The following is a 23625-nucleotide window of genomic DNA, read 5'->3' on the forward strand; positions in this document are numbered from 1 at the left end:
CTACACACTCTCCCGGACCTCAAAGCAGCCGGTCGGACCCGGCACGAATCATCATTTCGCAGGGCCACCCGGCGCTTTGGGGACCTCCGGGATCAGGTGGGACGGCAGCGTCTCCGGAAGGGTGGACGGCCTCAAGCTCGGGGGAAGCGACGGCTCCCCGAGGGACGGTGGCGTGACAGGAGGCGCTGGCAGCGGCACCTTGCCTGCGTTGCCCTGGTCCTTCGGCGGCTGCGACACTTCGGCGGCCGGGACCTTGCCCGTCTGCGAGGGCACTGATCCAGACTTGCCTGGCTTGCCCTCCTCCGTGGGGACGGCTCCCTCCGTCGATTGAGGGGCAGCCGGTGCCGGCTGGACTCCGGAGGTTGGCGGCACTGCCGGATGCTTTTGCACGGGAGCAGGGGCCGGCGTGAACTGCGAAACCATCGAGCCTACAGCTGACCCGAGATGCTGGATGGTTGCCGGGATGCCGCCTTCCTGGGCAGCGGCAGCGGTTGCTCCACCGCCCAGGGCTGCAGCCACCGCAAGTCCTGCGATGGCGGCCCGGCGCTTACGACGGCGGGCGGCCAGTTCGTCTTTCACCGGCAGCGCAGTGGTGGGTGCTTGAGCGGTAGTTGGTGCTTTGGCGCCGGCAGGCGTTTCATCGGCATGCAGCCCAAGCGTGGAGCCGACCGTGGTGAGTACCGCCGTCGGCAGCTCTTGCACCGCGGAGGCGCCTTCCGCCGTCGTGAGCTTGGCGGTGGGTGCGTCGCCAACCATCAGGGCGCGCACGGCATCGGAGGGCAAAGGCGCGGTGTCCGCGAGCGAGCGAAGCTCCAGGAGTTCGTCGCGGACATCGCTGCCGTGCGGGAACCCGGAGTCGTCCAGCAGGCGATCGACGGCGGATTCCGCTTGGCGCCGCGGGTTGTGTTCGCTCATGATGTGCCGTTCCTTTGCAAAGCGCGCTTCCCCAAAGCCTTCTTTCGCAACGCATTCAGTGCCCTGCGTTGCAGCTGTTTGACGGCACCTTGGGATTTGCCCATGATGTCCGCCGCTTCTTCCACTGAGAGGTCCGCGACCACGCGCAGGGCCAGGACCTCCCGGTAATCGTCGGCCAAGTCGTCCATGAGTTCGGTGACCCCCAGGGCGCCAACAGCCTGGTCCTCGGCGGAAGGGGCGCTCCGGCTGTCCAGGTCCGCCTCATACGGAGTGGGCTCGGGGGTGCGTTCCCGTTTCCGGTAGTGGTCCACCATCCGCGCGTGGGCGATGGAGAACAACAGTGTCTTGGCCCCTTGCAGCCCTCCGCGCAGGGTGGCGAGCTTGGGGTAGAGGGCCAGGAAGACGTCCTGAGTCACAGCTTCGGGATCATCCACGCCGCGTGCGCGGAGGTAGCCGAAGACCGGCCCGGAGAAGGCATTGTAGGCAGCCGTGAACAGCAGAGCGGGATCGTCGTGATCCGCCTGCACATTCTCTTCAACCAAAGGGTTCAGCACCCGCGGATGCCTCCATCCAACGCAGCGCAGCGACGTCCCGGGGCCCGTGGAACCGTCGACGCTGCCATCCGTTTCGTAGCGAGGGCTCCTGGTACAAACCGAGGAGCCCTCGCCCTTAAACCGTAGCCGCCAGGTGCTTAGCGGACAGAATCGAGTGCTGCGCCGGGGGCTGCCGGCACGTGGGTGGGAACCTGCGAAGGCACCTGCGAAGGCACCGCCGGAGTGGCGGGTACTGCGGGAACGGCCGGGAGCTCAGGCGTCGCGGGGACGGCGGGCACAGCCGGAACGGCCGGGAGCTTGGCATCCACGGACGCACCTGCGTTTGCCGAAGCGTTGGCATTGGCGTCAGCCTTCAGGCCGGCAGCCTTGCCTGCGTCAACCACCGCTGCACAGTGCGCGTCAACCTTGGCTTCGCCGCCCGCGGCAACAACCAGGGACTGGTAACCGGGAACCTTGGAATCCGACTGCAGGCCGCCGTTGAGGAAAGCAGTGCACAGACCGAATGCTTCCGGCGTCGCCTCGATGGAGTCACCGGCTGCGGATTGTGCCTTGGCTACGGCGTCTTCAGCCTTGGCCAGGCCGGCGTCCTTGACGTCTCCAGCCTTGGCCTTTGCGGTCTCGACGGGGTCAGTTGCCTTGGTTGACGCGGCGTCCGTTGCGTCCGTGGCCTGGGCAGCTGCTTTGTCAGCGACAGGGGCGGGAGCACCCACCAGGTTGTGGGCGGTCTGCTGGATATCGGCGGGAAGCGCACCGGTGGCGGCGGCAACACCGGTTCCGCCGGCGGCAACCGCTCCGGCGGCCAGGACGCCTGCGGCGACTTTGCTGGTGGCGAGGACAGAGAACAAGGACATGAAACCCTCCGAAAAGTTTGGGGAGATTGCCCCGGCAGCGGACGGGCCGCGGCCGGATGATCAGAGTGCGGGACGTGGCCCGTACACCCCCTACATCGCTGTGGACCCCGGTGAGGTTACGCGCTCTCGAAAATTTTCTTTCGCGCCGCTCGCTGCCGGGGGAGATCTGCCCATCGCGGCCAGGCACTGGCAGCGGCTAGGCTCAGGGCAAACCCGGCCTTGTCCTTGATCCAGGACGGGCTACATATATCGAAACGCAGGGGGATGCGGCTGTGGGACATGGTTTGATCGGTGCCGACGTTGGCGACCTCCGGCGTCTTTCGCAACAGATGGATGCCGACGCGGAGAAGATCACCAACCTCCAACGCCAGCTCTCCTCCCTGGTCCAGGACGGCCATTATTGGCGCGGCAATGACGCCGACCGTTTCCGCAGCCAGTGGAACAGCGACCTGGCCCAGCGGCTCGGTGCCGCTGCCGCGTGCCTGCGGACCAATGCCAAGGCACTGCGCCGTAACGCTGCCGAGCAGGAACTCGCTTCCCGCGGCGATGCCTTCGTTGCCAGCAGCAGCTACTCCAACATTCGTGGTTTCTCCGTTGACCTCGGATCCTACGGACCCGTCCAGCTGGGTGCCGAGGGGTCCGTAGGAGTGGAGGGCAAGAGCGAGGCCCACAGTTCGATGGGTCCCAACGGACTCGAGTTCGGGGCCTCCGCCGACGGTTCAGCGGGCACCCGTTTTGTGGTCTCAAGCAACGGCAACCTTGGGCCGGTCTCGACAAGTACCACCAACGAGACGTTCATCGGTGCGCGGGGTGAAGGCAGTATCAGCGGACGCGTTCCCTTTGGCTTCAATCCTTTCGACCCCGCGTCCATCAAAGCCAGTGGCGAAGTGTTCGTGGGTGCGGAAAACATCACCACCACCAAGACCAACTTCCTGGACGGCTGGGTGAACAACACGTCCACGGTCCGCGCCATGACAGGCGCCGAGGCCAGTGCCCACGCCGGGAACAACTCGTTCCTCTTCGGCGGAGGAGCCGAGGCTTTTGCCGGGCAAAAGGTCACGTTCGGTAATGAAACCGAGGTGGCAGGCGGACTGTTTGGCTTTGGCCAGGGCCTGGAAGTCCGCGGCGGTGCGTGGGCCAGTGCAGGCGAGGCGGAGGTGGGTAAGAGCAAGGCCGACGGCGTCACGGGCTCGGCTGCGAGCGCCGGGGCGGGCGCCGAAGCTACCCAGTCGCAGTACGTGGAATTCCTGGGCCAGCGCCTCACCACGTCGGGAACAGTGGCCGCCGGCGCCGGCGAGGGTTACACGTTCAAGGCTTCCGTGGACGAGGACGGACTCACCTTGGGCGTTGGCGCCAAGATCACTGCCGAACTCGCCTTGGCGCAGGCGCAGAAGTGCGTATCAGCCCGTCCGGCTTTGCGGACTCCGTCTCCGGCTTTGTTGATTTCCTGAAGAAGTAGCCCCGAACACGCCAGCTGTCCCGCAACCCCTGAGGATCCCATGCCATCGCACCAGATTTTCCCGTCCGCTGACTTCCCCGCCTACCCTTCCATCAGCGTCGATCCGCCCGAAGGATGGCGTACGCAGGTGGTTCCCGACGCCGTCGGCGCGCTCCTTGCCCCGGAAATATCCGGGGAGTACACGCCCAACGTCGTTATCTCCGTGTCCCGCCGGGCTCCCGACTACCAACTGCGGGACATCGCCGCCTCGGTGGACGGTTTCCTCTCGTCACTCCCGGATGCCGTCCTGCTTGGCACCGAACCAGTGGTCATCAACGGACGGGACTGGCACATCCGGGAAGCGCACTACACGCATCCGGATGCGGGATCGCTGACCCAATTCACCGCCGTGACCGTGGTTCACCAAGGCGTGGCTGCTGACGTGGTCCAGCTAACCGGCAGTTGCCGTTTCGTGGAGGGCAGCGACGACATCAAGGCCATCTACGCCGTGGTTGCCAGCGCCCAGATCGCCTAGACCGCGATTCTCCGTGCCTCCTCGATGAGCTTGAGCACGTCCACCGCCCCGACCGGATCCACAGGTACCGGAAGCGCTGAGGCCGTGCCGCCGTCGTCGATCTTTTCCGCAAGGAGGCGGTAGAACTCCGGGTAGGCCCCACGCTCGGTGGGCACGGTGGTCCGCTGGCCACCGACCTCGAGGGTCCCGTACTCCTCGGGACGTTCGACGCCGTACTCGGCGTCCGTGGGCAGCCCGCCGCCCAGGAGGAACGGCTCCTGCGGATCGGTACCGAACTTCGCGTACGCACCCTTGGTGCCGAGGACGCGGAATCGCGGACCGTGCAGTTGGCTGTTGAGGTTGAGGGTCAGGTGGCTCACCACGCCGGAATCGTGGCGGAGGGCAAGGAAAATGTCGTCATCGGCACGCTCCTGGGCACGCCTGGCCGTGATCTCGGCATACGTGACTTTCGCCGGACCGAAGAACCGGAGCGCCAGGTCCAGAACGTGTGAGCCGAGGTCGAACAGTACTCCCCCGCCTTCGTCCGCCGTGGCGCCGGCCTTCCACGCTTTGGCGATGGATGGCGCCCAGCGCTCCATGCCGGACTCGAACCGTGTCACCGTACCCAGCGTCCCGGCGTCGAGCAGTTTCCGGACAGTGAGCGAGTCCCCGTCCCAGCGGCGGTTTTGGTAAACGGTGAGGACGCGGCCCTCCTTGGCAGCGAGCTGGATGAGTTCCTCGCCGTCACGGCTGTGGACCACGAACGGTTTGTCGACGACGACGTCGAGGCCGGCTTCCAGCGCGGCTTTCGCGAGCGGGAAATGGGTTGCGGGCGGCGTGCCGAGCACCAGGAGGTCCAGGTGGTCCGCGAGGGCCAGGATGTCCTCCGGGGTGTTGACGATCCGTGCCTGCGGATACCGCCGGCGTGCCTTTGCCTGGCGTTCCGGGTCCGACGTGGCGATGACACTGAGCTCGTAGGCAGCGTTGGCCGCGATGAAAGGTGCGTGGAAAACACTGCCGGACAGGCCAAAGCCCGCGACGGCGGTACGGATCGGCGAGGAGGTCATGCCCCAAGGCTACCGATCCTCTCTCACCAAACCGCCCTTTTCCGGCATCCCTCTCTCATCGGGTGATAGAGGGGTTGGGTTTTGGGGATGTTCGGTGAGAGAGGGATCGGGTTTTGGGGGTGTTCGGTGAGAGAGGGCTGGAAAGGTGAAGGCCGGGACCTCCGCTGGTGCGGAAGATCCCGGCCTTCTACCGGTCAAACTTCGGAAGGGTTAGCCCTTCTTCTTGCCCTTTTCCCAGCCGATGGTGGTCCAGTCGGGAACGTTGGAGTTGCTCTTGAACAGGGACGGGCCATAGTTGGCCAGGCCCGTGTGCACGAACTGGATCTCCGGGCCGTTGAGGACGGTACCCATGGAGAAGTACTTCTCCATGTGCTTCTTCTCTACCTCGACGGCAGCCTTGTTCCGCTCGGTGTCATCGGCGATGGCTGCCAGGCGCTTGATCTCGGCGTCCAGTTCAGCATCACCCAGGCCGTTTTCGTTGGTGGTGGATTCGTAGAACTGCTTCACGGCGTCGGTGGCATCCGCACCCACGGTGTAGCCGGAAATGGTGAGGTCGAAGTCACGGGTACCCAGGACCTTGCCGAAGTCGGCGTCACCACGCTGGTCGATCGTCACGTCCATGCCTGCAGCCTTGAGCTGGGCCATCAGCGTCTGCGACGTGGCTCCGGTGGTGGGGTCGTCGCCGAAGTTGGTGATCTTGAAGGCTACCGGGACGCCGTCCTTGGCCATGATGCCCTTGTCATTGGCGGTGTAGCCTGCGTCGGTCAGGACCTTCTTCGCGGCATCAGCACCCGTTTCCTTCACAGGGTAGTTGTCCTGGTAGTACTCGGAGAACGGCATGAGCATCATGGAGCCCGAGCTCTCTTCGGACCAGTTCAGGCCGTTGAATCGGACGTCCCGGATGGCTTTGCGGTCGACGGCGGTGAAGATCGCCTTACGCACTGCGACGTCGGTCAGGGCCGGACGCTTGGCGTTGATGTTCAGGCCACCTGCGAACAGGCGCTGGCCGCGACGCACGTCGGCGTCCTTGGTGCCTTCGAGCTGCTTATAGCGGTTCAGGGTGCGGGCGTTCGTGGCGTCGATTTCGCCGTTCTTGAAGGCGGCGATGGTGGCGCTGGGCTCCATCTGGCGCCAGATGATCTTGTCCAGGACCGGCTTCTGGCCCCACCACTTTTCATTCGGAACCATGGTGACGGTCTTAGCGGTGGCATCGTACTTGTCCACCTTGAAGGGGCCAGCCATCCACTCAGGGTGCATGTCGCCGGCGAAACCCTTGTTGAAGATGTCCGCGGTGTTGATGGCGGGGTGGATCAGGCCGAAGAACAGGCTTTCCAGCGGGTAGACCGGCTGGGTGGTGGTGACGATGACTTCCTTGTCGTTGGCACCTGCCTTGACCGAATCAACGAAGGCGTAGTTGCCTGCGGTGACGATGTCGATGGACTTGTCCTCGCCCTTGAGCATGTTCCACGTGTTTTGGAAGGTCTTGACGTCGATCGGAGTTCCATCATTCCAGGTCGCCTTGTCATTGACCTTGATGGTGATGGTCTGCTTGCCATCCTTGACTTCGCTCTTGACGTCCTCGCAGAAGTCCTTGTTGGGGGTCGCCTTGCCGTCGTAGTCGAGCTTCCAGCAACCGCCGATGCCACCGCTGCTGATGGCGGCCGTGTTCACCGGGGTCAGCAGTGCGGAGCTGTCGGCACTGTTACCCACGTTGGAGTTGTTGTTGAAGTCGGGGCCAATGCTGCCCACCGCCAAGGTGACGGTGCCGCCTTGGTCCAGGTCCTTGGTTTCCTTGGCGTTGACGCTGATCAGCTTGCTGATGTCACCGCCCGCTTCTTCGGCCTTCTGGGAGGCCGGACCCGACGGCGTTCCCCCGCCGCAGGCGGTCAGCATCAGCGCTGCCGCGAGTGCTACGCCGCCGATCGTCGTGTACTTCTTCATGGTTTGCCCTTCATGTTTTACGACTTGGATTGCGAGTTGAATACAGGGTTCAAATGAGTCATGTGTCGTCAGGCATGCACCACCAGCATGTCGGCATCTATTTCTCCGTCCGGGAAGAAGCACGCGAAGTCCTGTTGCCCTTCCGAAGCCAGGGGCGGCTCCAGATTAAGGCACTTCTCCTGTTTCGCAGCAGGCAGCGCGGCAAAGACCGGGCAACGAGTCGCGAAGTTACATCCCTTCGGCGCATCCAACGGGCTGGGAAGGTCTCCCTGCAGGATGATGCGTTCACGGGTGCGTTCCACCTCGGGGTCCGGGACGGGGATCGCGGAGAGCAGCGCACGGGTGTACGGATGGCGTGGATTGTCGAACACGTCGTCCACGTCTCCGGTCTCCACGATCTTCCCGAGGTACATCACGGCCACCCGGTTGGAGATGTGGCGGACCACGGAAAGATCGTGCGCCACCATGAGGTAGCTCAGCCCGAGTTCGGCCCTGAGCTTGTCCAGCAGGTTGATCACTCCGGCCTGCACGGAAACATCCAGCGCTGATACGGGCTCGTCCAGCACCACGAGTTTCGGGTTGACGGCAAGCGCCCGGGCAATGCCGATGCGCTGGCGCTGTCCTCCGGAGAACTGGTTGGGAAAGCGGTTCACGTGGTCCGGCTGCAGCCCAACCAGGCGCATGAGTTCCATGATCCGCTTCTTGACCGCGGCCTTGGGCATGCCCAGGTTTTCCAGCGGCTCGGCCAGGACCTCGTAAACAGTGAAGCGCGGGTCCAGGGCTCCGGTGGGGTCCTGGAAGACCATCTGCATTTCCTTGCGCATGGCCATCTTGGTCTTGTTGTCAGTGGCTGCTTTGTTGCTGACTCCGCCGATCACCACTTCACCCGCCTGGTCCGGGTGGAATTCCATGATTTCCAGGAGCGTGGTGGTCTTGCCGCACCCCGATTCGCCCACGATCGAGACGCACTCGCCTTCGCGGATATCGAAGCTCAGCCCGTCCACGGCCTTCACCGTGCCGATCCGTCGCTTGATCAAGGCACCCTTGAGCAGCGGGAAGTGTTTCTTCACGTCCTTGAGTTCCAGGACCTTTTGGCGCTCGAGGCGGGGAACGCCGTCGAACTTTGACACCGGAACCGGCGGCGCGTGGAAAATCTTGTGCGCGTCCGCGTCGCCGGACAGCTTGTCCGACTTGATGCAGGCCGCACGGTGGCCGTCCGAGCCCGGCACCTTCCAGAGGTCCGGCTCACCTTCCAGGCAGGCTTCGCCAGCCAGCGGGCAACGCGGCGCAAAGGAGCAGCCGTTCACCGGCAGGGCCAGGTTGGGCGGGGTCCCCTCAATGGGAACCAGCGACTGCTTCTCGGACGAATCCACTCGGGGAACAGCGCCGAGGAGACCCAGTGTGTACGGCATCCGGGGGTTGTAGTAGATGTCCTCCACAGTCCCGGATTCCACAGGCTTGCCCGCGTACATGACCATGATGTCGTCGGCCATGCCGGCCACCACGCCAAGATCGTGCGTGATCATGACGACGGCGGCACCGGTCTCCTCCTGCGCGGTGTGCAGGACTTCCAGCACCTGCGCCTGGATGGTGACGTCCAGCGCCGTCGTGGGTTCATCAGCGATGAGTACCCGCGGATCGTTGGCGATCGCGATGGCGATCATGACGCGCTGGCGCATGCCGCCGGAGAACTCATGCGGGAACGCTTTGAGCCGGTCCTTCGGGCTGGGGATGCCCACCATGCGCAAAAGCTCGACGGCGCGGGCTTCTTTTGCCTGTTTGCTCATGGTGGGGTTATGCACCGTGAGCGCCTCGATGATCTGGTTGCCCACGGTGAAAACGGGGGTCAGCGAGGACAGCGGGTCCTGGAACACCATGGCAATGTCGTTGCCACGGTGCTTGCACATGGCCTTGTCGCTGAGGCCAAGAAGTTCCTTGCCCTTGAACCGGACGGAGCCGGTGATGTCAGCGGTTTCGGGAAGCAAGCCCATGATGGCCATGGAGGTGACGGACTTGCCCGAGCCGGACTCGCCCACGATGCCCAGCGTCTTGCCCGGCATGAGGTCGAAGTCCACACCACGGACCGCGTGGACCACGCCGTTTTCGGAATTGAAGCGGACGTTGAGGTCGCGGACGCTCAGTACGGCGTCGCCCGGAGCGTACAGGCCGGCGTCACGGAGCCGTTCGGCTGGAGTGTGGGAAATATTGGTGCTCATTTGCTGGCCCCCTTCACAGTCTTGGGTGTTTTGCGTTTCGCCCGTCCGATGGAGCTGGAGCTGGGGTCGAAGGCGTCGCGCAGTCCGTCGTTCATCATGGCGAGCGAACCCGTGAGGAGGAACATGACGATCAGCGGAACCCAGAACATCCACGGGAAGGAGGACACCTGGCCGGTTGCCTGGCCGATCAGGACGCCCAGGCTAACGTCCGGGTACTTGATGCCGATGCCGATGAAGGAGAAAGCAACTTCGGCCAGCACCGCGCCGGTAATGCCGCGGGTGAAGTCCAGGACCAGGAGCGAGCCGATGTTCGGGACCAGGTGGCGCCACACAATGCGGCGGGAAGGGACTCCCATGTACTTGGCAGCTTTGACGTAGTCGCGCTGCATGAGGGACATTGACAGGGACCGAACCAAACGGGCGGTTCCCATCCAGCTGAAGAAGAGCAACACGATGATCAGCAGCAGCCAGCTGGGCAGGTCCTTGAGCCCGCCACTGCCGCTCGTTGCCACGGCGACCACCAGGATGGCGGGCATCATGATGAGGGCTTCCAGGATGAACAACATGGTGGCGTCCACCTTGCCGCCGAAGAACGCCATGGTGCAGCCGTAGACCGCGGAGATCAGGACTGACAGCCCACCGACGATCAGGCCGATGAAGATCGATGTCCTGGTTCCGTCCACGATGAGGGCCATGAGGTCGATGCCGGCCTGGGTGGTGCCGAAGAAGTGGTCCGGCGATGGGCCCATGCCGATGTTGAAGGGATCGATGGTGACCTTGTCCCACGGGGTCAGGAAACCGCCCAGCAAGGAGAACAGGAACAACGCCAGGAAGATCAGCAGGCCGGCCACGGCGGTCTTGTTCCGCATGAAGCGCCGGAAGATGATGCGGGATTTCCCGATCACCACGTCCGGGTCCGAAACCCGGGATTCTTCGATTTCGGCGATGGGATCAATGATGTTGGTCATTACTGGACCCTCACTCGTGGATCGACCAGCGTGGTGGCGAAGTCGGCAAGGATGGCGCCGATCGCGAAGATCACCGAACCGTAGGCCAGCGTGGCGGTGGCGACGTTGACGTCCTGGAGTCCGATCGACTGGATGCTCCACAGACCAATACCGGGCCAGGCGAAGATGGCCTCAGCGAAGAAGCCGCCCGTGAAGATAGCGGGGATGGTGAAGGCGATGCTTTGGGCCACCGGGATGAAGGAGACCCGCAGGGCGTGTTTCCGAATGGCCTGGTTGCGTGTGAGGCCCTTGGCCCGGGCCGTGCGTACGAAGTCGGCGTTGACGTTGTCCAGCAGGTACTGGCGTTGGGCGATCTGGTAGCCCGCCCAACCGAAGATGGTCATCGCGAAGGTAGGCACGGCGTAGTGGGCCACCAGGTCGACGAAAGCGGGCCAGCCGGGGTCGATTCCCGGCGTCGAAATTCCTGTCACGAAGAAGATGCGCTGCCCCGCGGCCTCGTTGAGGCCGATGGCGCCCAGCTGGACCAGGAAGTAAGCGATGGGGGCGGGGAGGATGTGGACCAGGTAGCTGTAGGACGTGATGACGCGGTCCTGGTATTTGTACTGCCGGGCCGCCGAGTACACGCCCAGGGCCACGCCGATGATCAGCGTCAGGATGATTGACGCTATGAACAGCCGGGTGGAGACGAGCACCCGGTCGGCGAATTCGGCGTTCACGAAGGCGCCGTTGGGGCTGCGGCCCCAGTCCCAGCGGGTGACGATCCCGCCGAGCCACTCGACGTAGCGCTCCCAGGGGTTCGCGTTGGGATCGAGGCCGAGGCCCTTGAAGGAAGCAGCGACTTGCTCGGGGGTTGGCCGCGGAATTTTCTCCTGCTCAAGCAGGGCCGGTTTGAGCGTGGAGACTGCCAGGAAGTATCCCGCACTCGTGGTCAGGAAGATCATGATCAGGTAGATCCCCGACCGCTTCAACAGATATTTCAGCATGTCGGGCAGCTGCCCTGGATCGTGGCAAAGCTCAAAGCTGGTCCTTCCGCGGTTCCCGGCTGTGGCCGGTGTCAGCTACGAATTGGCGCAGGGGTGATGTACCCCCAAAGCCCCTTCAGTGAACGCCGGCCGTTGTATGGCATGGGTCACATTCAAGAGGAAACTACCACAATAACTGCTTCACATATCGCTTCACGAGGTCCAGTTTCGCCCCTGCGGCCAGATTGTTATGTACAGACTGCGTCACGAAACGGCAGGTTACGCCACTGGAGTTCCTCCCGGGTGAACTCCAGCGCGAATCGCGAGTGAACACCGGAGCCCTTCTTCGGTGCAACCGCCGGTTTCGCGGCCTACCGGCCCGCGACCAGGCGGCTGACCAGCTCTCCCCAGGAATCGGTGAGCCGCTTGGGCGAGATGCCATGAACGCGGACATCGTTGACGATGCGTTCTGGGTCCAGTGCCGAGATCAGGGTCATCGCCATCACCCAGGGATCCGGCACACCCGCCTCGCGCAACAGGACCTCGATATGTCGATGGGCCAGCACGGTGGCCGGAACATCGAAGCGGTTCCTGGTGGAGGCTCCGGCCGCCTTCCAGAGATCCCCGTATTCGAGGACAAAATAGATGCGGCCTTCACCGAAGGCGACGAGCCGTTCCCTGGGCTGCGCGCCGGGACCAAGGGGCGGCGGCCCGAACATGAAGCCACGCTGGAACTCGGACTCCGAGTCACTGAGGAGGGTCATCATGAGCCCGGCCCGACTGCCGAATCGCCGGAAGACCGTCCCCTTGCCCACCTTCGCCTTGCACGCGAGCGCATCCATGGTGAGCGCTTCCGCCCCGAACTCATCCACCAACTCGCGGGCAGCGCAAAGCAGCCGCTCGCGATTCCGTGCGGCATCGCTGCGCTCGTGGGGCGCCCCGAGGGGAACGTCGGGCCGCATTGGGATGAAGCTCACAAGAAACATTCTAGACCCGGGAATAGAAAGCGGACCGCGGTCCGTTTAGTATCGATGAAGGCTCAAACTCACCAAGGAGAACCCAATGTCCAAGAGCACTGTTCTTACCCTCGTCGGCAGCCTCCGCGCTGATTCCCACAACAAGAAGCTCGCCGAAGCCATCCAGCTGAACGCCCCGGAGGACGTCGACGTCCAGATCCACGGCTCCCTGGGAAGCATCCCGTTCTACAACGAAGACATCGACATCGAAGGCCAGGTTCCCGCCGAAGCCGCCGCCCTGCGCGAAGCCGCGTCCAAGGCAGACACCATCCTCTTGGTCACCCCCGAGCACAACGGCACCGTGCCCGCATCGCTGAAGAACGCCATCGACTGGCTGTCCCGCCCCTTCGGCGCCGGCGCCCTCGCAGGCAAGCCGACCGCCGTCGTCGGAACCGCTTTTGGCCAGTACGGCGGCGTCTGGGCGCAGGACGAAGCCCGCAAGGCCGTGGGCATTGCCGGCGCCAAGGTCCTGGAAGACGTCAAGCTCGCCGTGCCGGGCTCCATGATCCGCTTCGCCGAACTGCACCCCAAGGACGACGCCGAAGTTGTTGAGCAGATCAAGGGCATCTTCGAGCCCCTGACGGCCGTCCAGGAAGAAGAAGTCGCCGCCTAAGGCTCCCCCATTCTTGCCCCCGTTCCGCCTGCTTGCCCCGGGCGAAACGGGGGCATCTTCGTTTCCCGGCGTGACCAACTCTTGTCCGAACCGACACCGAAGCGGCATGTTCCTCGCCGCCCCGGCGGCCTAACGTTGGAGGACAGGTAAACGGACAGGAGCGTGGGGCTGTCATGCGTGCCGGGTGGGGACTGCCAAGTACGACGGCGATCGCGGCTGCCTGCCTCATGGCCAGTTGCTTCGTGGCTGGCTGTACCCCGTCACCGGAGGCTTCGCCGGGCGGTGGTGTTTTGTCTGGCACTGCTTCCCCGGCTGCCGCTGGACCTTATCCCAGCGGTCTCTCGCCTTCGAACCCTGTTGCTTCGCCGACGCCATCGACTTTCACCGACGGGTCGGCAGTATCGTCGGCCCCGGGGCAGTCCGCACCCGCCTCCGCCGCCTCCCCCTCTCCGTCCCCTGCATCCACGGCTTCCGGTCCAGGCACTGGGACCACGTCCAGCGCCCCAACCAGCCCACCGACCCCGGATGCCGCCGTCGGGCCATCAACGGCTCCAGCCTTATCCGCGCCGTACACGTCCGCGCCGTCCGCGCCGTCCACATCCGCTCCGGCCACGTCGCAGGGCGCTGCTGTTCCTGCCGCCCGGGCGGCCGCCGCGCAGCCTCCGGCGGACCTCGGCCCCGCCGTTTACTACGTTGCCATCAACGACGGCGGCTCCCGGGGAGTGCGGTTCGGGTGCAATGACAGCCTGGTGGCCGTGCGGGGTGCAGCCGTACCCGGCGATCCGTTGACCGTGGCACTCGGCCGGCTGCTGGGCGCGGGGATGCCCTTGGACAACGACGCCGCGCTCTATGATTCCCTCGCCGCGTCCTCCCTTCAGTTCGTGTCCGGGTACGTCAGCGGATCCACGGTGGTGGTGAACCTGACCGGCTCCCTCCGACCAGGCGGCGTGTGCGACATTCCACGGATCGAAGCCCAGTTGACCCACACGGTGGTGTCGGCCAGCGGTGCGACGCGGGCGGAGATCTACATCAATGGGATGACGCTGGACGTTGCGCTGAGCCTGCGCTGAGCCGCGCGGGGGCGGGAACGAGGTAGCGGGCTGCTTCAGGCCGTGGCTATTGCCAGCACACGCCGGAGGGCCCAGGCAACGCGCAGCAAGGACAGGACGGACGCGAATGCCAGCACGAAGACCACGGCCTCTGGGACCCACAGGCCGGTAGGCGCATCGCCCTCCAGGACCATGGTTGCCAGTGCAATAACCAGGAGCAGCCCGAGACCGGGGATGGCGAACAGGAAGACCTCGCCGATCTGGCGCCGGTGCGTGGCCGTGAGCTTCTCCAGCGGCAGCTCACGTTGTCCTGGCGCGGCCTTCTTGCCGAGGACGTTGATGAGCATGGAAACACTGGTCAGGGTCAAGCCCGCTGTGGCACCGGCAAGGGTAGCCAACGTCTGGAAGAGGGTTCGCCGGGCACCCGGTCCAACGCCTTCAAGGATCAATGGCTGGCGGAAAAGCAACGCGGCACCGAGCCACAACAGGACCGCCAGGGTGGCCCAGGCGTAGTCCGCCCGTGGATGAAGCAGGAACCAGCGCCACAGTGTCCGGCGCCGCCCAGTGCGTTCAATGTCAACCTCGTACAAGCTCATGGCCCGCACCGCCTTGCGCTTCCCGGGACTCGGGTTCGTCCTGGGGCTTGGGTTCGTCCTGGGGCTTGGGTTCGTCCCGGCTGGTCACGGCAGCAGCCATGGCCGCCCGGACCGCGGCCACGCCGCCAGCGACGAGGTCCGGCACCGCACCGTTATCCGGCGCGCCCTTGGTGTCGGGGAGGGTTCGGGCGAAGAAGGCCTCGTTATCCCTGGCCTGCTTGTTCAGGATGGCAACGGCCTCTGCCACCGATTTGGCGGGATCGTTGAACACGTCCGCATCAACGTCGATGTGCGAGATGAAGCGTTCCTTGAGCAGATCCACGACTTCGCGGTCTCCGGTCAGTGAGTCCTTGCCCTCGGCCACCACATAGTCGAAGTGCTCCACGGAACCGGCCCTCCGGAAAAGGTCGATGAGTTGCTGGATGCGGTCGCGGATCCGTTGCTTGTCCTCGGCCTTGCCGGACCGCCCTACACTCAAGGAGATCCGGAACGTGCCTTCGGTCATGAGCCGGGACGCGCTGTCCAGGACATCGGCCCATTCGCCTTCCATCAGCTTCCCGGACAACCGTTCGGCCGGAAGGGCGAACTCGAAGCGGCTCACCTCCAAGCGTGTCAGGATCTCCTCAATGTCCTCCCGGACCACGGGAACCAGCGCGGGCTCCAGTCCGAGCATCCCGCCCAGGTACTCCCCCATCCGCGAAGCCCTGGGGCCGTTGCCGCTGGTGAGCACGGCGATGACATTCCGTTTCAGGAAGGCGAAGTAAGTGGTTTCAAGAAGGTGGTCTCCGGGAGCCAACGGCAGGGGTTTACGACGGCCAAGGGCATCGCCGACGCTGGGCAGGTTGGTATCCCGTACCCGGTCCAGCAACAGCACGGGGTTCGGCGAGACTGCCGCCGTTTGGGCCAGCAGGACCGTGCCATCGGAACAGGTGAAGTGGCGGTCGGTGCCATCCTCGCGGGCTTTCCGGACGACGTCGGCCACGCGCCGAGCAGGGAACGGCCGGGTGAGGGCATCTCCGTTGAGCTGCTCAATGCGCCAAAACTGCACACTGCGTCTTGCCATCCGGCCCTCCTCTGCCCTTTCCGTTTACTCAACCCAAGCTATAGGTGGGGTCCGACAATATGGTGCGTGCCGCCGTCGTACAGTTACCGGCTCCGCGGCAGCGTCACATGCTGTACTTGGGTCCCGGCGCAAACAGCGAGTCCATCTCGTCATGGCTGCGAGTGCCGGCCAAACCGGCCCAGTTGCCGTCGCCGAGGATTTCCTTGGCCACCCTCGCAACCTTGGCGTAGGCCGCCTTGGCGGTGTTGCCGCCGATGCTGACGCGACGGACGCCGGCGTCGTGCAGTTCCAGCGGAGATGGTGCACCTACGCCCGCCAGCGCGTTGACCGGCGCGGGAATGTGGCCGGACAACTCGTGCAGCACATGCAAATCGACGACTCCGGGAACGAAAATACCGTCAGCACCCGCCGTGATGTAGGCATCGGCCCGGGTCAGCGTCTCGTCGTAGGCACTGTCCGGGAAAAGCCCCGACAAGTAGGTATCGGTGCGTGCGTTGATGAAGAGCGGAATCCCCCGATCATCTGCAGTGGCGCGGATGAGGGCGATGCGCCGGGACTGCTCGGCGATGTCCGTGAGGGGTTCGACGGCGGAATCCTCAATGTTGATGCCGACGGCACCCGCATCGAGTACTGCATGGATAGTGGCGCGGAGTTCGTCGTCAGTCCTGCCGTAGCCTGTCTCGATATCGGCAGTGACCGGCAGGCTGGTGGCGGAAACCACCCGCCCCAACGCCGCCATCGCGAGACCCCACGGCACGTGGTCGCCATCCCGGAACCCCAGGCTCCAGGAGACAGCGGAACTTGACGTGGCGATGGCTGTGGCCCCCGCTTCCTGGACAACCCGCGCGGAGGCCGCATCCCACACGTTGACCAGGACCAAGGGTGTTGGCCCAGCATCGTGGAGCTTGTGGAAGTGTTCGGCCTTGGTCACGGATCCCCGGTTCGATGTCATGAGTACATTCCAGCCCTTGGCCGCGGCTCCGTAAAGCCGCCCGCTGGATTGCAAAGAGATCTTGAAAACATATGTTGCCTCATTAGCAACCTTCGGGAGTATCCTGAACATTGTGACCCACGAAACATTGGATGCCGGCACTTCGCTGCCCGCTGAAGCCATCGACGCCATCGAGCGCGCTGCTACCGCCGCTCACCCGCACGAGGGATTGTTCTCCGCGCGGGCCGCCAACATCAAGCAGTCCGCCGTGAGGGACGTCTTCGATATCTCCATGCAGCCCGGACTGGTCTCGCTCGCGGGCGGGAATCCCTACTTGCAGTCGCTGCCGCTGGAAAAGCTCGGCGAAACTGCATCCCGGATCATTGCCAAGGAAGGCATGACGGCGTTGCAGTACGGCGGCGGACAGGGCACCGAGGAGTTGCGCCGGCAGATCTGCGAAGTCATGGCCGCCGAGGGCATCACCGACGCTGCGCCGGAGAACGTGGTGATCACCGCCGGGTCGCAGTCAGCCCAGGACGTAGCAACGAAGGTTTTCTGCAATCCGGGCGACGTTGTCCTGGTGGAAAACCCAACCTACGTTGGCGCCCTGAACACGTTCGAGGCATACCAAGTGCAGGTTGAGCCTGTGGAAATGGACGACGACGGCCTGGTGCCTGAGCTTCTGGAGGCCAGGATTGCGGCACTCCAGTCCGCGGGCAAGAACATCAAGTTCCTGTACACGATCCCCAACTTCAACAATCCGTCCGGCATCACCTTGAGCCAAGAGCGCAGGCAGCGGATCGTCGATATATGCCGTGCCGCGAATATTCTGGTCCTGGAAGACAACCCCTACGGTTTGCTGCGCTTCGACGGCCATCCGATCGCACCCATGCGCGCAGCCAACCCGGACGACGTGATCTACCTCGGCTCGTTCTCCAAGATCTTCGCGCCCGGCCTCCGGATTGGCTGGGCCCTGGTTCCCGCGCACTTGCAGCGGCGCTTCTACCTGGCCTCCGAATCCGTCACGCTGTGCCCGCCGCCGCTGAACCAGATGCTGATTTCGGCCTACCTCCGTGACTACGACTGGCGCGGGCAGATCGACACCTACCGCTCCCTCTACGCCGAACGCTGCCAGGCCCTGCTCTCCGCCCTTGACGAGCACATGCCGTCCGGGCTGACCTGGACCAGGCCCGATGGCGGCTTCTTCGTCTGGGTGACACTGCCCGAGGGCGTGGACACCTACCCCTTGCTGGGCAAGGCCATCGACGCCGGCGTGGTGTTCATACCCGGAGCAGCATTCGTCCCTGCCGACGGGCCTTCCAACAAGCTTCGCCTCGCGTTCAGCGCGGTACCTCCGGCTACCATTGCCGAAGGCGTACGCCGTCTGGCCCCTGTACTCGCAGCGGCCATCCAAGCCAGCAATGAAGGAGCATCGCTATGACCGGAGTTGTCATTGTAGGAGTCGACGGCAGCGAAACTGCGCTGCGGGCAGCCAAAGCCGCGCAGCAACTCGCCATCGGACTGGGCGCCTCCCTTCGCGTGGTCAGCGCTTTCGACAGCAACAGGACCGAAGTGGTGGAGATCGGTACCGATCGCTGGATCGTCTCCGATGCCGCCGAAGCTGAAGCAGTGGCACGCGCCGTCGCCGAACAGCTGCAGGACGAGCGGCTTGAAGTCACCTACTCCTCGGCGCGGGGCAAGCCTGGAGAAGCCTTGGTCAAGGAAGCCGAAGTGCTTGACGCCGCCCTGATCGTGGTGGGTAACCGCCGCATGCAGGGCCTCGGCCGGGTGCTGGGAAGCGTGGCGAACACCGTGGCCCACAACGCTCCCTGCGATGTCTACATCGCCAAGACCGACGAACCTTAAGCGATCCGAATCACGCCGCCGGGTGGGCAGCCTCACCCGGCTTTTGGCGTCTTTTGGACAAGTTCGCACAAGCAACCGTTATAAAATTGAGATGCCCCCAATGGCGTGAGCCACCACCACTCTTTCGATTTCAGGGGATCTTTCTTTGCTTACTTTGCAGCCTCGTCAGCGCGTCGGACACGACATCCTGCTTGCCCGCCACGGCAACAACATCAGCACCATGCACTTCGACCGCAGCAACGACCGCATCATTGCGCTCCTCGACGACGGTTCCTGGGACAGCGCCCCCAATCTGATCGCCCCGCAGCTGGAAATGCCGGAAACCATCGGCAGCGTCTTCCGTAAGGACTGGCGCTTCCTCTCCGTGGCCTTGGTTGCCATGCTCACCGTAGCCGCCGTTGCCATGGGCATCAGCGTGGAGATGGCCAACAACATGTCTACCTCGGAGCTTCAAGCGCTGCTGGTTAACTACCCCGCCTTCTAAGCGCCGCTCCACCAGGAACAGCAAGAATGCCGCCGGGGATCCGGCGGCATTGCTGTTTAAAGCGTCTTCCGAGTCAGAGCATCCACTCGCGGAGCAGCAGCCACAGGCCGGCAATGACGCCGCCGCCGAAGACGGAGCCCACAACGACTTGCGCCAACGTGTGGGCCCGCAGCACCACGCGGGACCAGCCCACAGCCGGGATCAGCAGCAACAAGGGCAGCCAAGCCGGGCCAAACATGAACACCGCGATGACCGCCGCCGATGAGATGGCCGAGGCGTGCCCGCTCATCTTCCAAAAAGCGCTGACGACGGCCAGAACCGCGATCCCGCCAATCAGGGCAATGATCATGACGGTGATGCTCACCGGCCCGTGCAGCCATTGGAGCACCAGGAGGCCGGCCACCACCGATGCCAACGCCAGCAGCAGCAAGGGAGTGCGCTGGCGGCGATCGCTGACGTGGTGGTCCGTGATCCTGCCCAGTTTCACCATCACCAGGACGTAGGCCAAGGGCAGGACACACACGAAGAAGGCGGCCAACAAGCCAAACCAGATTGTTCCAGGGAAACCGGGTTCGATGGCCGGGCTGATCAGCAGGAGGACGCTCACCACCACCGGCGGCTGGAAGACCTCCGTCAACACCCGCGCCACAGTCCGCCACGTTCCCGTGACGAGCTGTGGCTCGGTAACTATCGAAGCTGCAGTGGCCTTGCGGTCAGTCAAGCAGCAGCGCCGGTTCTTCCAGGATCGCGGCGACATCCGCCATGAAGCGTGCGGACAGATCGCCATCCACCACGCGGTGGTCGAAGGAGCCTCCCAGCGTGGTGATCCAGCGCGGGATCACCTCGCCGTCCAGGACCCACGGCTTCTGCTTGATGGTGCCGAACGCGATGATCGCCACCTCACCCGGGTTGATGATGGGCGTTCCGGTATCGATGCCAAGGGCTCCGATATTGGTGATGGTCAGGCTGCCACTCTGCATCTCGGCGGGCTGCGTCTTCCCGGCACGTGCTTTGGTTGCCAGCTCGTTGAGTGCCAAAGCCAACTCCTTGAGGGAGAGGTCCTGGGCGTCCTTGATGTTCGGGACCATGAGACCGCGCGGCGTGGCAGCAGCAATGCCAAGGTTCATGAAGTGTTTGATCTGGATTTCGGCGCCACCGTTACCGTCTGCGTTTTCCACCCACGTGGCATTGACGCTGGGATTCCGCGCGGCCGCCCAAATGACTGCCTTGGCAAGGATGAGCAGCGGTGAAACCTTGATGCCTTCGAAGTCCCGCGAAGCCTTGAGGCGCTTCACGAATTCCATGGTCCGGCTTGCGTCGACATCCACGAAGATGCTGACGTGCGGCGCTGTGAAAGCCGAATCCACCATGGCCTTGGCCGTCGCCTTGCGAACACCCTTCACGGGCACGCGCTCGATCCGCTGGTCCTGCGGTTTCTTGGAGGCGCCCCAGAACGAGTCCGCCTGGTCCAATTCCGCGTCCCGCTGCGCCTGGTAGCTCACCAGGTCCTCCCGGGTCACCTCACCGCGCTGCCCGGTAGCTACGACGTCGGCGAGGTCGATACCAAGGTCCCGGGCAAACTTCCGCACCGGCGGCTTGGCCAGCACCTTGTTCACCAATCCGCTGATGGTTCCACTGATCGCAGCGCCGCGGGATGCGGCCGGCTGCTGGACGTCGGGCTGGCTCTGCACCGCCGGCGCGGTTTGAGGCGACGCAGTTTGGGCCGGGGAGGTTTGGGCAGGTGCAGCAGGACGGACGACGGCGGGAGCCGGGTGCGGCCTGTGCGTCACCGATGTCACGGCTGCTTGGGCTTCGAGCACGGACTGGTGGTCCTGCACGGTGCCTTCGGCGTTTTCGTCAACCCGGACCGAGCCGGCCGAAGCAGCGGCCGGACGTTTGCGCGGGCGGCGCTTGACGGCGTCGGCCTTTGGACCGGAACCTACCAGCGGGCCACCTGCGAGGGTATCGCCGGAGTCCACGGGCAGTTTGCCGTAGGTGGGCGTGACTGCCTGGTCCGAAGACAGCTTTCCGTGGATCGGGGTGAAGACCTCATCCGCGGAGGGTGCCGGCGCCTGCGGAGAATCTTCACCGGGCTGGTTGTCCGAGACGGCGACGATGGGCGTACCCACCTCAACCGTGATTCCTTCCTCGACAAGGAGCTCCGTAACCGTGCCGGCGAAAGGCGAAGGGAGCTCAACAAGCGATTTGGCTGTCTCGATCTCGCACAGGACGTCGTTGATCGCGACGGTGTCGCCGGGCTTGACCTTCCAAGCCACTACCTCGGCTTCGGTGAGGCCTTCGCCGACATCCGGCAGGTTGAATTTCTTTACAGTCACAGTGGTCCTCGGATTTCCGTGCGCCCTGCAGAAGCGGGCTGGATCAGGGCGGGTTAGTAGGCCAGGGAGCGGTCGAGTGCTTCGAGGATCTTGTCGATGTCCGGCAAGTAGTCCTCTTCGACCTTCGCAACGGGGTAAGGCATGTGGAAGCCGCCGACGCGGATCACAGGAGCCTCTAGGTGAAGGAAAGCCCGCTCGGTGATGCGTGCTGCGATCTCACCGCCGATTCCGCCGAAAGTGGGTGCCTCGTGGGCCACGATCAGGCGACCGGTCTTTTTGACCGATTCCTCGATGGTGTCGAAATCCAGCGGGGAAATGGAGCGGAGGTCGATGACTTCGATACTCCGGCCGTCCTCCGCCGCAGCGTTGGCAGCGGCCAGTGCCACCGGTACCAACGGGCCGTAGGCGACGATGGTGGCGTCCGTGCCCTCGCGGATCACGTGCGCCTTGAACGCATCCTCGGAAAGGCCCGCGTTTTCCACGTCCACCTCACCCTTGAGCCAGTACCGGCGCTTGGGCTCGAAGAAGATCACGGGGTCCTGGCATTCGACGGCCTTCTGGATCATCCAGTAGGCATCGTGCGGGTTGGACGGAGAGATGATGCGCAGGCCGGCCGTATGGGCGAAGAGTGCCTCGGGCGATTCGGAGTGGTGTTCCACCGAGCCGATGCCGCCGCCGTAGGGGATGCGGATGACTACGGGTACCGTCAGTTGGCCATGGCTGCGGGCATGGATCTTGGCCAATTGGGTGGTGATCTGGTTGAAGGACGGGAAGACGAACCCATCGAACTGGATCTCGCACACCGGCGAGTAGCCGCGCAGGGCCAGGCCGATCGCCGTTCCCACGATTCCGGATTCGGCCAAGGGACTGTCCACTACACGGTCTTCGCCGAACTCCTTGATGAGGCCGTCAGTGACGCGGTAGACGCCGCCCAGATGCCCGATATCCTCGCCCATCAGCAGGGATTTCGGGTTGCTCTTCAGGGAGGCGCGCAGGCCCTCGTTGATGGCCTTGGCAATGGTCATGGTTACCATCAGTTAGCTGCCTCCTCGTCGCTTTCGAAGCCTGCCGAGTACTCCTCGAACCAGGCCAGTTCTTCCGCGATCAGCGGATGCTGTTCGGCGTACACGTTGGCGAAGGCGTCCCGGATGTTCGGGACTTCCAGGCCATGGGTTGTTTCACGGACGTAGGTGGCGAGTTCGTCGCCGTCGGCCTTGACCTGCTCAAAGAAAGCGTCATCGGCAAGGCCCTCGGAACGCAGGTACTTCTCCAGGCGATCCAGCGGATCCTTCGCACGCCAGGCAGCTTCTTCTGCCGACTCGCGGTATTTGGTGGGATCGTCAGCGGTGGTGTGTGCGCCAAGCCGGTAGGTGTAGGCCTCGATCAGCACCGGGCCTCGACCCTCGCGTGCGTGTTCCAGGGCCCATTCGGTGACAGCGTGCACGGCGATGACGTCATTCCCGTCCACGCGGATGCCCGGGAAACCATAGCCTTTCGCGCGGTTCGCCAGCGGCACCTTCGTCTGGACTTCCGTGGGCACGGAGATGGCCCAGTGGTTGTTCTGGCAGAAGAACACCACGGGAGCGTCGTATGAGGCAGCGAAGACCATGGCCTCATGGACGTCACCCTCGGAACTTGCACCGTCCCCGAAGTAGGCGATGACGGCGGCCTTGGGGTCGGTTGAATCCGCAGCCGACTTCTGGTCGCGCTGGATGCCCATGGCATAGCCCACCGCGTGCAGCGTCTGCGCCGCAAGAACCAGGGTGTAGAGGTGGAAATTGTTCTGGCGCGGATCCCAGCCACCGTTGGAGATTCCGCGGAACTGCCTCAGCAACTCCGCGAGGTCCACGTTACGGACCAGTGCGACGCCGTGTTCGCGGTACGTCGGGAAGATGTAGTCCTGGGCTTGGCTCGCGTGGCCAGAACCGATCTGGGCCGCTTCCTGGCCCGTCAACGGAACCCAGAGAGCAAGCTCGCCCTGCCGCTGGAGCGCCGTGGCCTCTTGGTCGAACCGGCGGATTTTGGCCATGTCAGCATAGAAAACGCGCAACTTCTCGGGGTCGATCCGCTTGGCGTGATCCGAGAAGACCGGATCGGTGCCCATCTTTCCGTCAGGGCCGAGCAACTGGACCATCTCCACGGAATCGTCCGCGGCCACTGCCGCAGACGTTGCCGCCAGAGTTTCCTCGGCCCCAGGGGGCAGTTGTGTCGAGCCCATTCCGTCTCCTTGCTTGCTGCGGCCAGT

The 23625-nt window shown here is 64.2% G+C and carries 23 protein-coding genes; 7 read left to right on the top strand and 16 right to left on the bottom strand.

Features of this window, described 5'->3' with window-relative positions:
- Positions 1–51 precede the first annotated feature (51 nt).
- From ACIQT2_RS15320 to ACIQT2_RS15330, 3 genes are all read right to left on the bottom strand, one after another.
- On the bottom strand, positions 52–915 hold the full coding sequence (locus tag ACIQT2_RS15320) for a hypothetical protein (protein WP_402947996.1): 864 nt from the start codon (positions 913–915) through the stop codon (positions 52–54).
- The gene (locus ACIQT2_RS15325; protein ID WP_402947999.1) at positions 912–1469 is read right to left on the bottom strand and encodes an RNA polymerase sigma factor; all 558 of its coding nucleotides are present in this window, start codon (positions 1467–1469) and stop codon (positions 912–914) included. The genes ACIQT2_RS15320 and ACIQT2_RS15325 overlap by 4 nt, the downstream gene beginning before the upstream one ends.
- 137 nt (positions 1470–1606) lie before the next feature.
- Positions 1607–2320, bottom strand: coding sequence for a hypothetical protein (locus ACIQT2_RS15330; RefSeq protein WP_402948002.1), 714 nt, complete (start codon positions 2318–2320; stop codon positions 1607–1609).
- Positions 2321–2592: 272 nt separating this feature from the next.
- On the opposite strand from ACIQT2_RS15330, the gene ACIQT2_RS15335 reads away from it, so the two are divergent.
- Positions 2593–3771: a WXG100 family type VII secretion target gene (locus ACIQT2_RS15335; RefSeq protein ID WP_402948005.1), complete on the top strand. Its 1179-nt coding sequence runs from the start codon at positions 2593–2595 to the stop codon at positions 3769–3771.
- Between the two features lie 48 nt (positions 3772–3819).
- A complete protein-coding gene (locus tag ACIQT2_RS15340; RefSeq protein ID WP_402948007.1) occupies positions 3820–4293 on the top strand; it encodes a hypothetical protein in 474 nt (157 codons plus the stop codon).
- On the opposite strand, the gene ACIQT2_RS15345 is transcribed toward ACIQT2_RS15340, so the two are convergent.
- The 6 genes from ACIQT2_RS15345 to ACIQT2_RS15370 form a co-directional block, all read right to left on the bottom strand.
- Positions 4290–5339 (bottom strand): Gfo/Idh/MocA family oxidoreductase, encoded by a 1050-nt coding sequence (locus ACIQT2_RS15345; RefSeq protein WP_402948010.1) that lies wholly within the window; start codon positions 5337–5339, stop codon positions 4290–4292. The genes ACIQT2_RS15340 and ACIQT2_RS15345 overlap by 4 nt on opposite strands.
- Positions 5340–5549: 210 nt before the next feature.
- Complete coding sequence (locus tag ACIQT2_RS15350; RefSeq protein WP_402948013.1) at positions 5550–7280, bottom strand: ABC transporter family substrate-binding protein; 1731 nt, start codon at positions 7278–7280, stop codon at positions 5550–5552.
- A gap of 68 nt (positions 7281–7348) precedes the next feature.
- Positions 7349–9496, bottom strand: coding sequence for a dipeptide ABC transporter ATP-binding protein (locus tag ACIQT2_RS15355; protein WP_402948016.1), 2148 nt, complete (start codon positions 9494–9496; stop codon positions 7349–7351).
- On the bottom strand, positions 9493–10464 hold the full coding sequence (locus tag ACIQT2_RS15360) for an ABC transporter permease (protein ID WP_402948019.1): 972 nt from the start codon (positions 10462–10464) through the stop codon (positions 9493–9495). Before ACIQT2_RS15360 ends, ACIQT2_RS15355 begins: the two co-directional genes overlap by 4 nt.
- A complete protein-coding gene (locus ACIQT2_RS15365; protein ID WP_400333309.1) occupies positions 10464–11447 on the bottom strand; it encodes an ABC transporter permease in 984 nt (327 codons plus the stop codon). The genes ACIQT2_RS15360 and ACIQT2_RS15365 overlap by 1 nt, the downstream gene beginning before the upstream one ends.
- A 350-nt stretch (positions 11448–11797) precedes the next feature.
- Positions 11798–12403 (bottom strand): TetR/AcrR family transcriptional regulator, encoded by a 606-nt coding sequence (locus ACIQT2_RS15370; RefSeq protein ID WP_402948023.1) that lies wholly within the window; start codon positions 12401–12403, stop codon positions 11798–11800.
- 85 nt (positions 12404–12488) lie between these two features.
- On the opposite strand from ACIQT2_RS15370, the gene ACIQT2_RS15375 reads away from it, so the two are divergent.
- Together ACIQT2_RS15375 and ACIQT2_RS15380 are read left to right on the top strand one after the other, a co-directional pair.
- On the top strand, positions 12489–13055 hold the full coding sequence (locus tag ACIQT2_RS15375; RefSeq protein WP_400333303.1) for an NAD(P)H-dependent oxidoreductase: 567 nt from the start codon (positions 12489–12491) through the stop codon (positions 13053–13055).
- A gap of 173 nt (positions 13056–13228) precedes the next feature.
- The gene (locus ACIQT2_RS15380; RefSeq protein WP_402948026.1) at positions 13229–14125 is read left to right on the top strand and encodes a hypothetical protein; all 897 of its coding nucleotides are present in this window, start codon (positions 13229–13231) and stop codon (positions 14123–14125) included.
- Positions 14126–14160: 35 nt separating this feature from the next.
- Here ACIQT2_RS15380 and ACIQT2_RS15385 read toward each other — a convergent pair whose 3' ends face one another.
- From ACIQT2_RS15385 to ACIQT2_RS15395, 3 genes are all read right to left on the bottom strand, one after another.
- The gene (locus ACIQT2_RS15385; protein WP_402948029.1) at positions 14161–14700 is read right to left on the bottom strand and encodes a hypothetical protein; all 540 of its coding nucleotides are present in this window, start codon (positions 14698–14700) and stop codon (positions 14161–14163) included.
- Complete coding sequence (locus ACIQT2_RS15390; protein WP_402948031.1) at positions 14681–15763, bottom strand: hypothetical protein; 1083 nt, start codon at positions 15761–15763, stop codon at positions 14681–14683. The genes ACIQT2_RS15385 and ACIQT2_RS15390 overlap by 20 nt, the downstream gene beginning before the upstream one ends.
- Before the next feature lie 103 nt (positions 15764–15866).
- Positions 15867–16715, bottom strand: coding sequence for an isocitrate lyase/phosphoenolpyruvate mutase family protein (locus ACIQT2_RS15395; protein WP_400333289.1), 849 nt, complete (start codon positions 16713–16715; stop codon positions 15867–15869).
- 112 nt (positions 16716–16827) lie between these two features.
- Between ACIQT2_RS15395 and ACIQT2_RS15400 the strand changes: the two genes are divergently transcribed.
- From ACIQT2_RS15400 to ACIQT2_RS15410, 3 genes are all read left to right on the top strand, one after another.
- A complete protein-coding gene (locus ACIQT2_RS15400) occupies positions 16828–18135 on the top strand; it encodes a PLP-dependent aminotransferase family protein (protein WP_402948034.1) in 1308 nt (435 codons plus the stop codon).
- Positions 18132–18560, top strand: coding sequence for a universal stress protein (locus ACIQT2_RS15405; RefSeq protein WP_400333283.1), 429 nt, complete (start codon positions 18132–18134; stop codon positions 18558–18560). The genes ACIQT2_RS15400 and ACIQT2_RS15405 overlap by 4 nt, the downstream gene beginning before the upstream one ends.
- Before the next feature lie 145 nt (positions 18561–18705).
- Positions 18706–19044, top strand: coding sequence for a hypothetical protein (locus ACIQT2_RS15410; protein WP_402948038.1), 339 nt, complete (start codon positions 18706–18708; stop codon positions 19042–19044).
- A 73-nt stretch (positions 19045–19117) separates the two neighbouring features.
- Here the strand turns inward: ACIQT2_RS15410 and ACIQT2_RS15415 are convergent, their stop codons facing one another.
- The 4 genes from ACIQT2_RS15415 to pdhA are packed head-to-tail and all read right to left on the bottom strand — an operon-like array spanning position 19118 to position 23598.
- Positions 19118–19735: a phosphatase PAP2 family protein gene (locus tag ACIQT2_RS15415; RefSeq protein WP_402948191.1), complete on the bottom strand. Its 618-nt coding sequence runs from the start codon at positions 19733–19735 to the stop codon at positions 19118–19120.
- Positions 19736–19757: 22 nt separating this feature from the next.
- Complete coding sequence (locus tag ACIQT2_RS15420; RefSeq protein WP_402948041.1) at positions 19758–21380, bottom strand: 2-oxo acid dehydrogenase subunit E2; 1623 nt, start codon at positions 21378–21380, stop codon at positions 19758–19760.
- 53 nt (positions 21381–21433) lie between these two features.
- The gene (locus tag ACIQT2_RS15425; RefSeq protein ID WP_402948044.1) at positions 21434–22414 is read right to left on the bottom strand and encodes an alpha-ketoacid dehydrogenase subunit beta; all 981 of its coding nucleotides are present in this window, start codon (positions 22412–22414) and stop codon (positions 21434–21436) included.
- On the bottom strand, positions 22414–23598 hold the full coding sequence (gene pdhA / locus ACIQT2_RS15430; RefSeq protein WP_402948047.1) for a pyruvate dehydrogenase (acetyl-transferring) E1 component subunit alpha: 1185 nt from the start codon (positions 23596–23598) through the stop codon (positions 22414–22416). Before pdhA ends, ACIQT2_RS15425 begins: the two co-directional genes overlap by 1 nt.
- Positions 23599–23625 lie beyond the last annotated feature (27 nt).

This window comes from Paenarthrobacter sp. NPDC090522 (genome assembly GCF_044769225.1).
Lineage (GTDB): Bacteria > Actinomycetota > Actinomycetes > Actinomycetales > Micrococcaceae > Arthrobacter.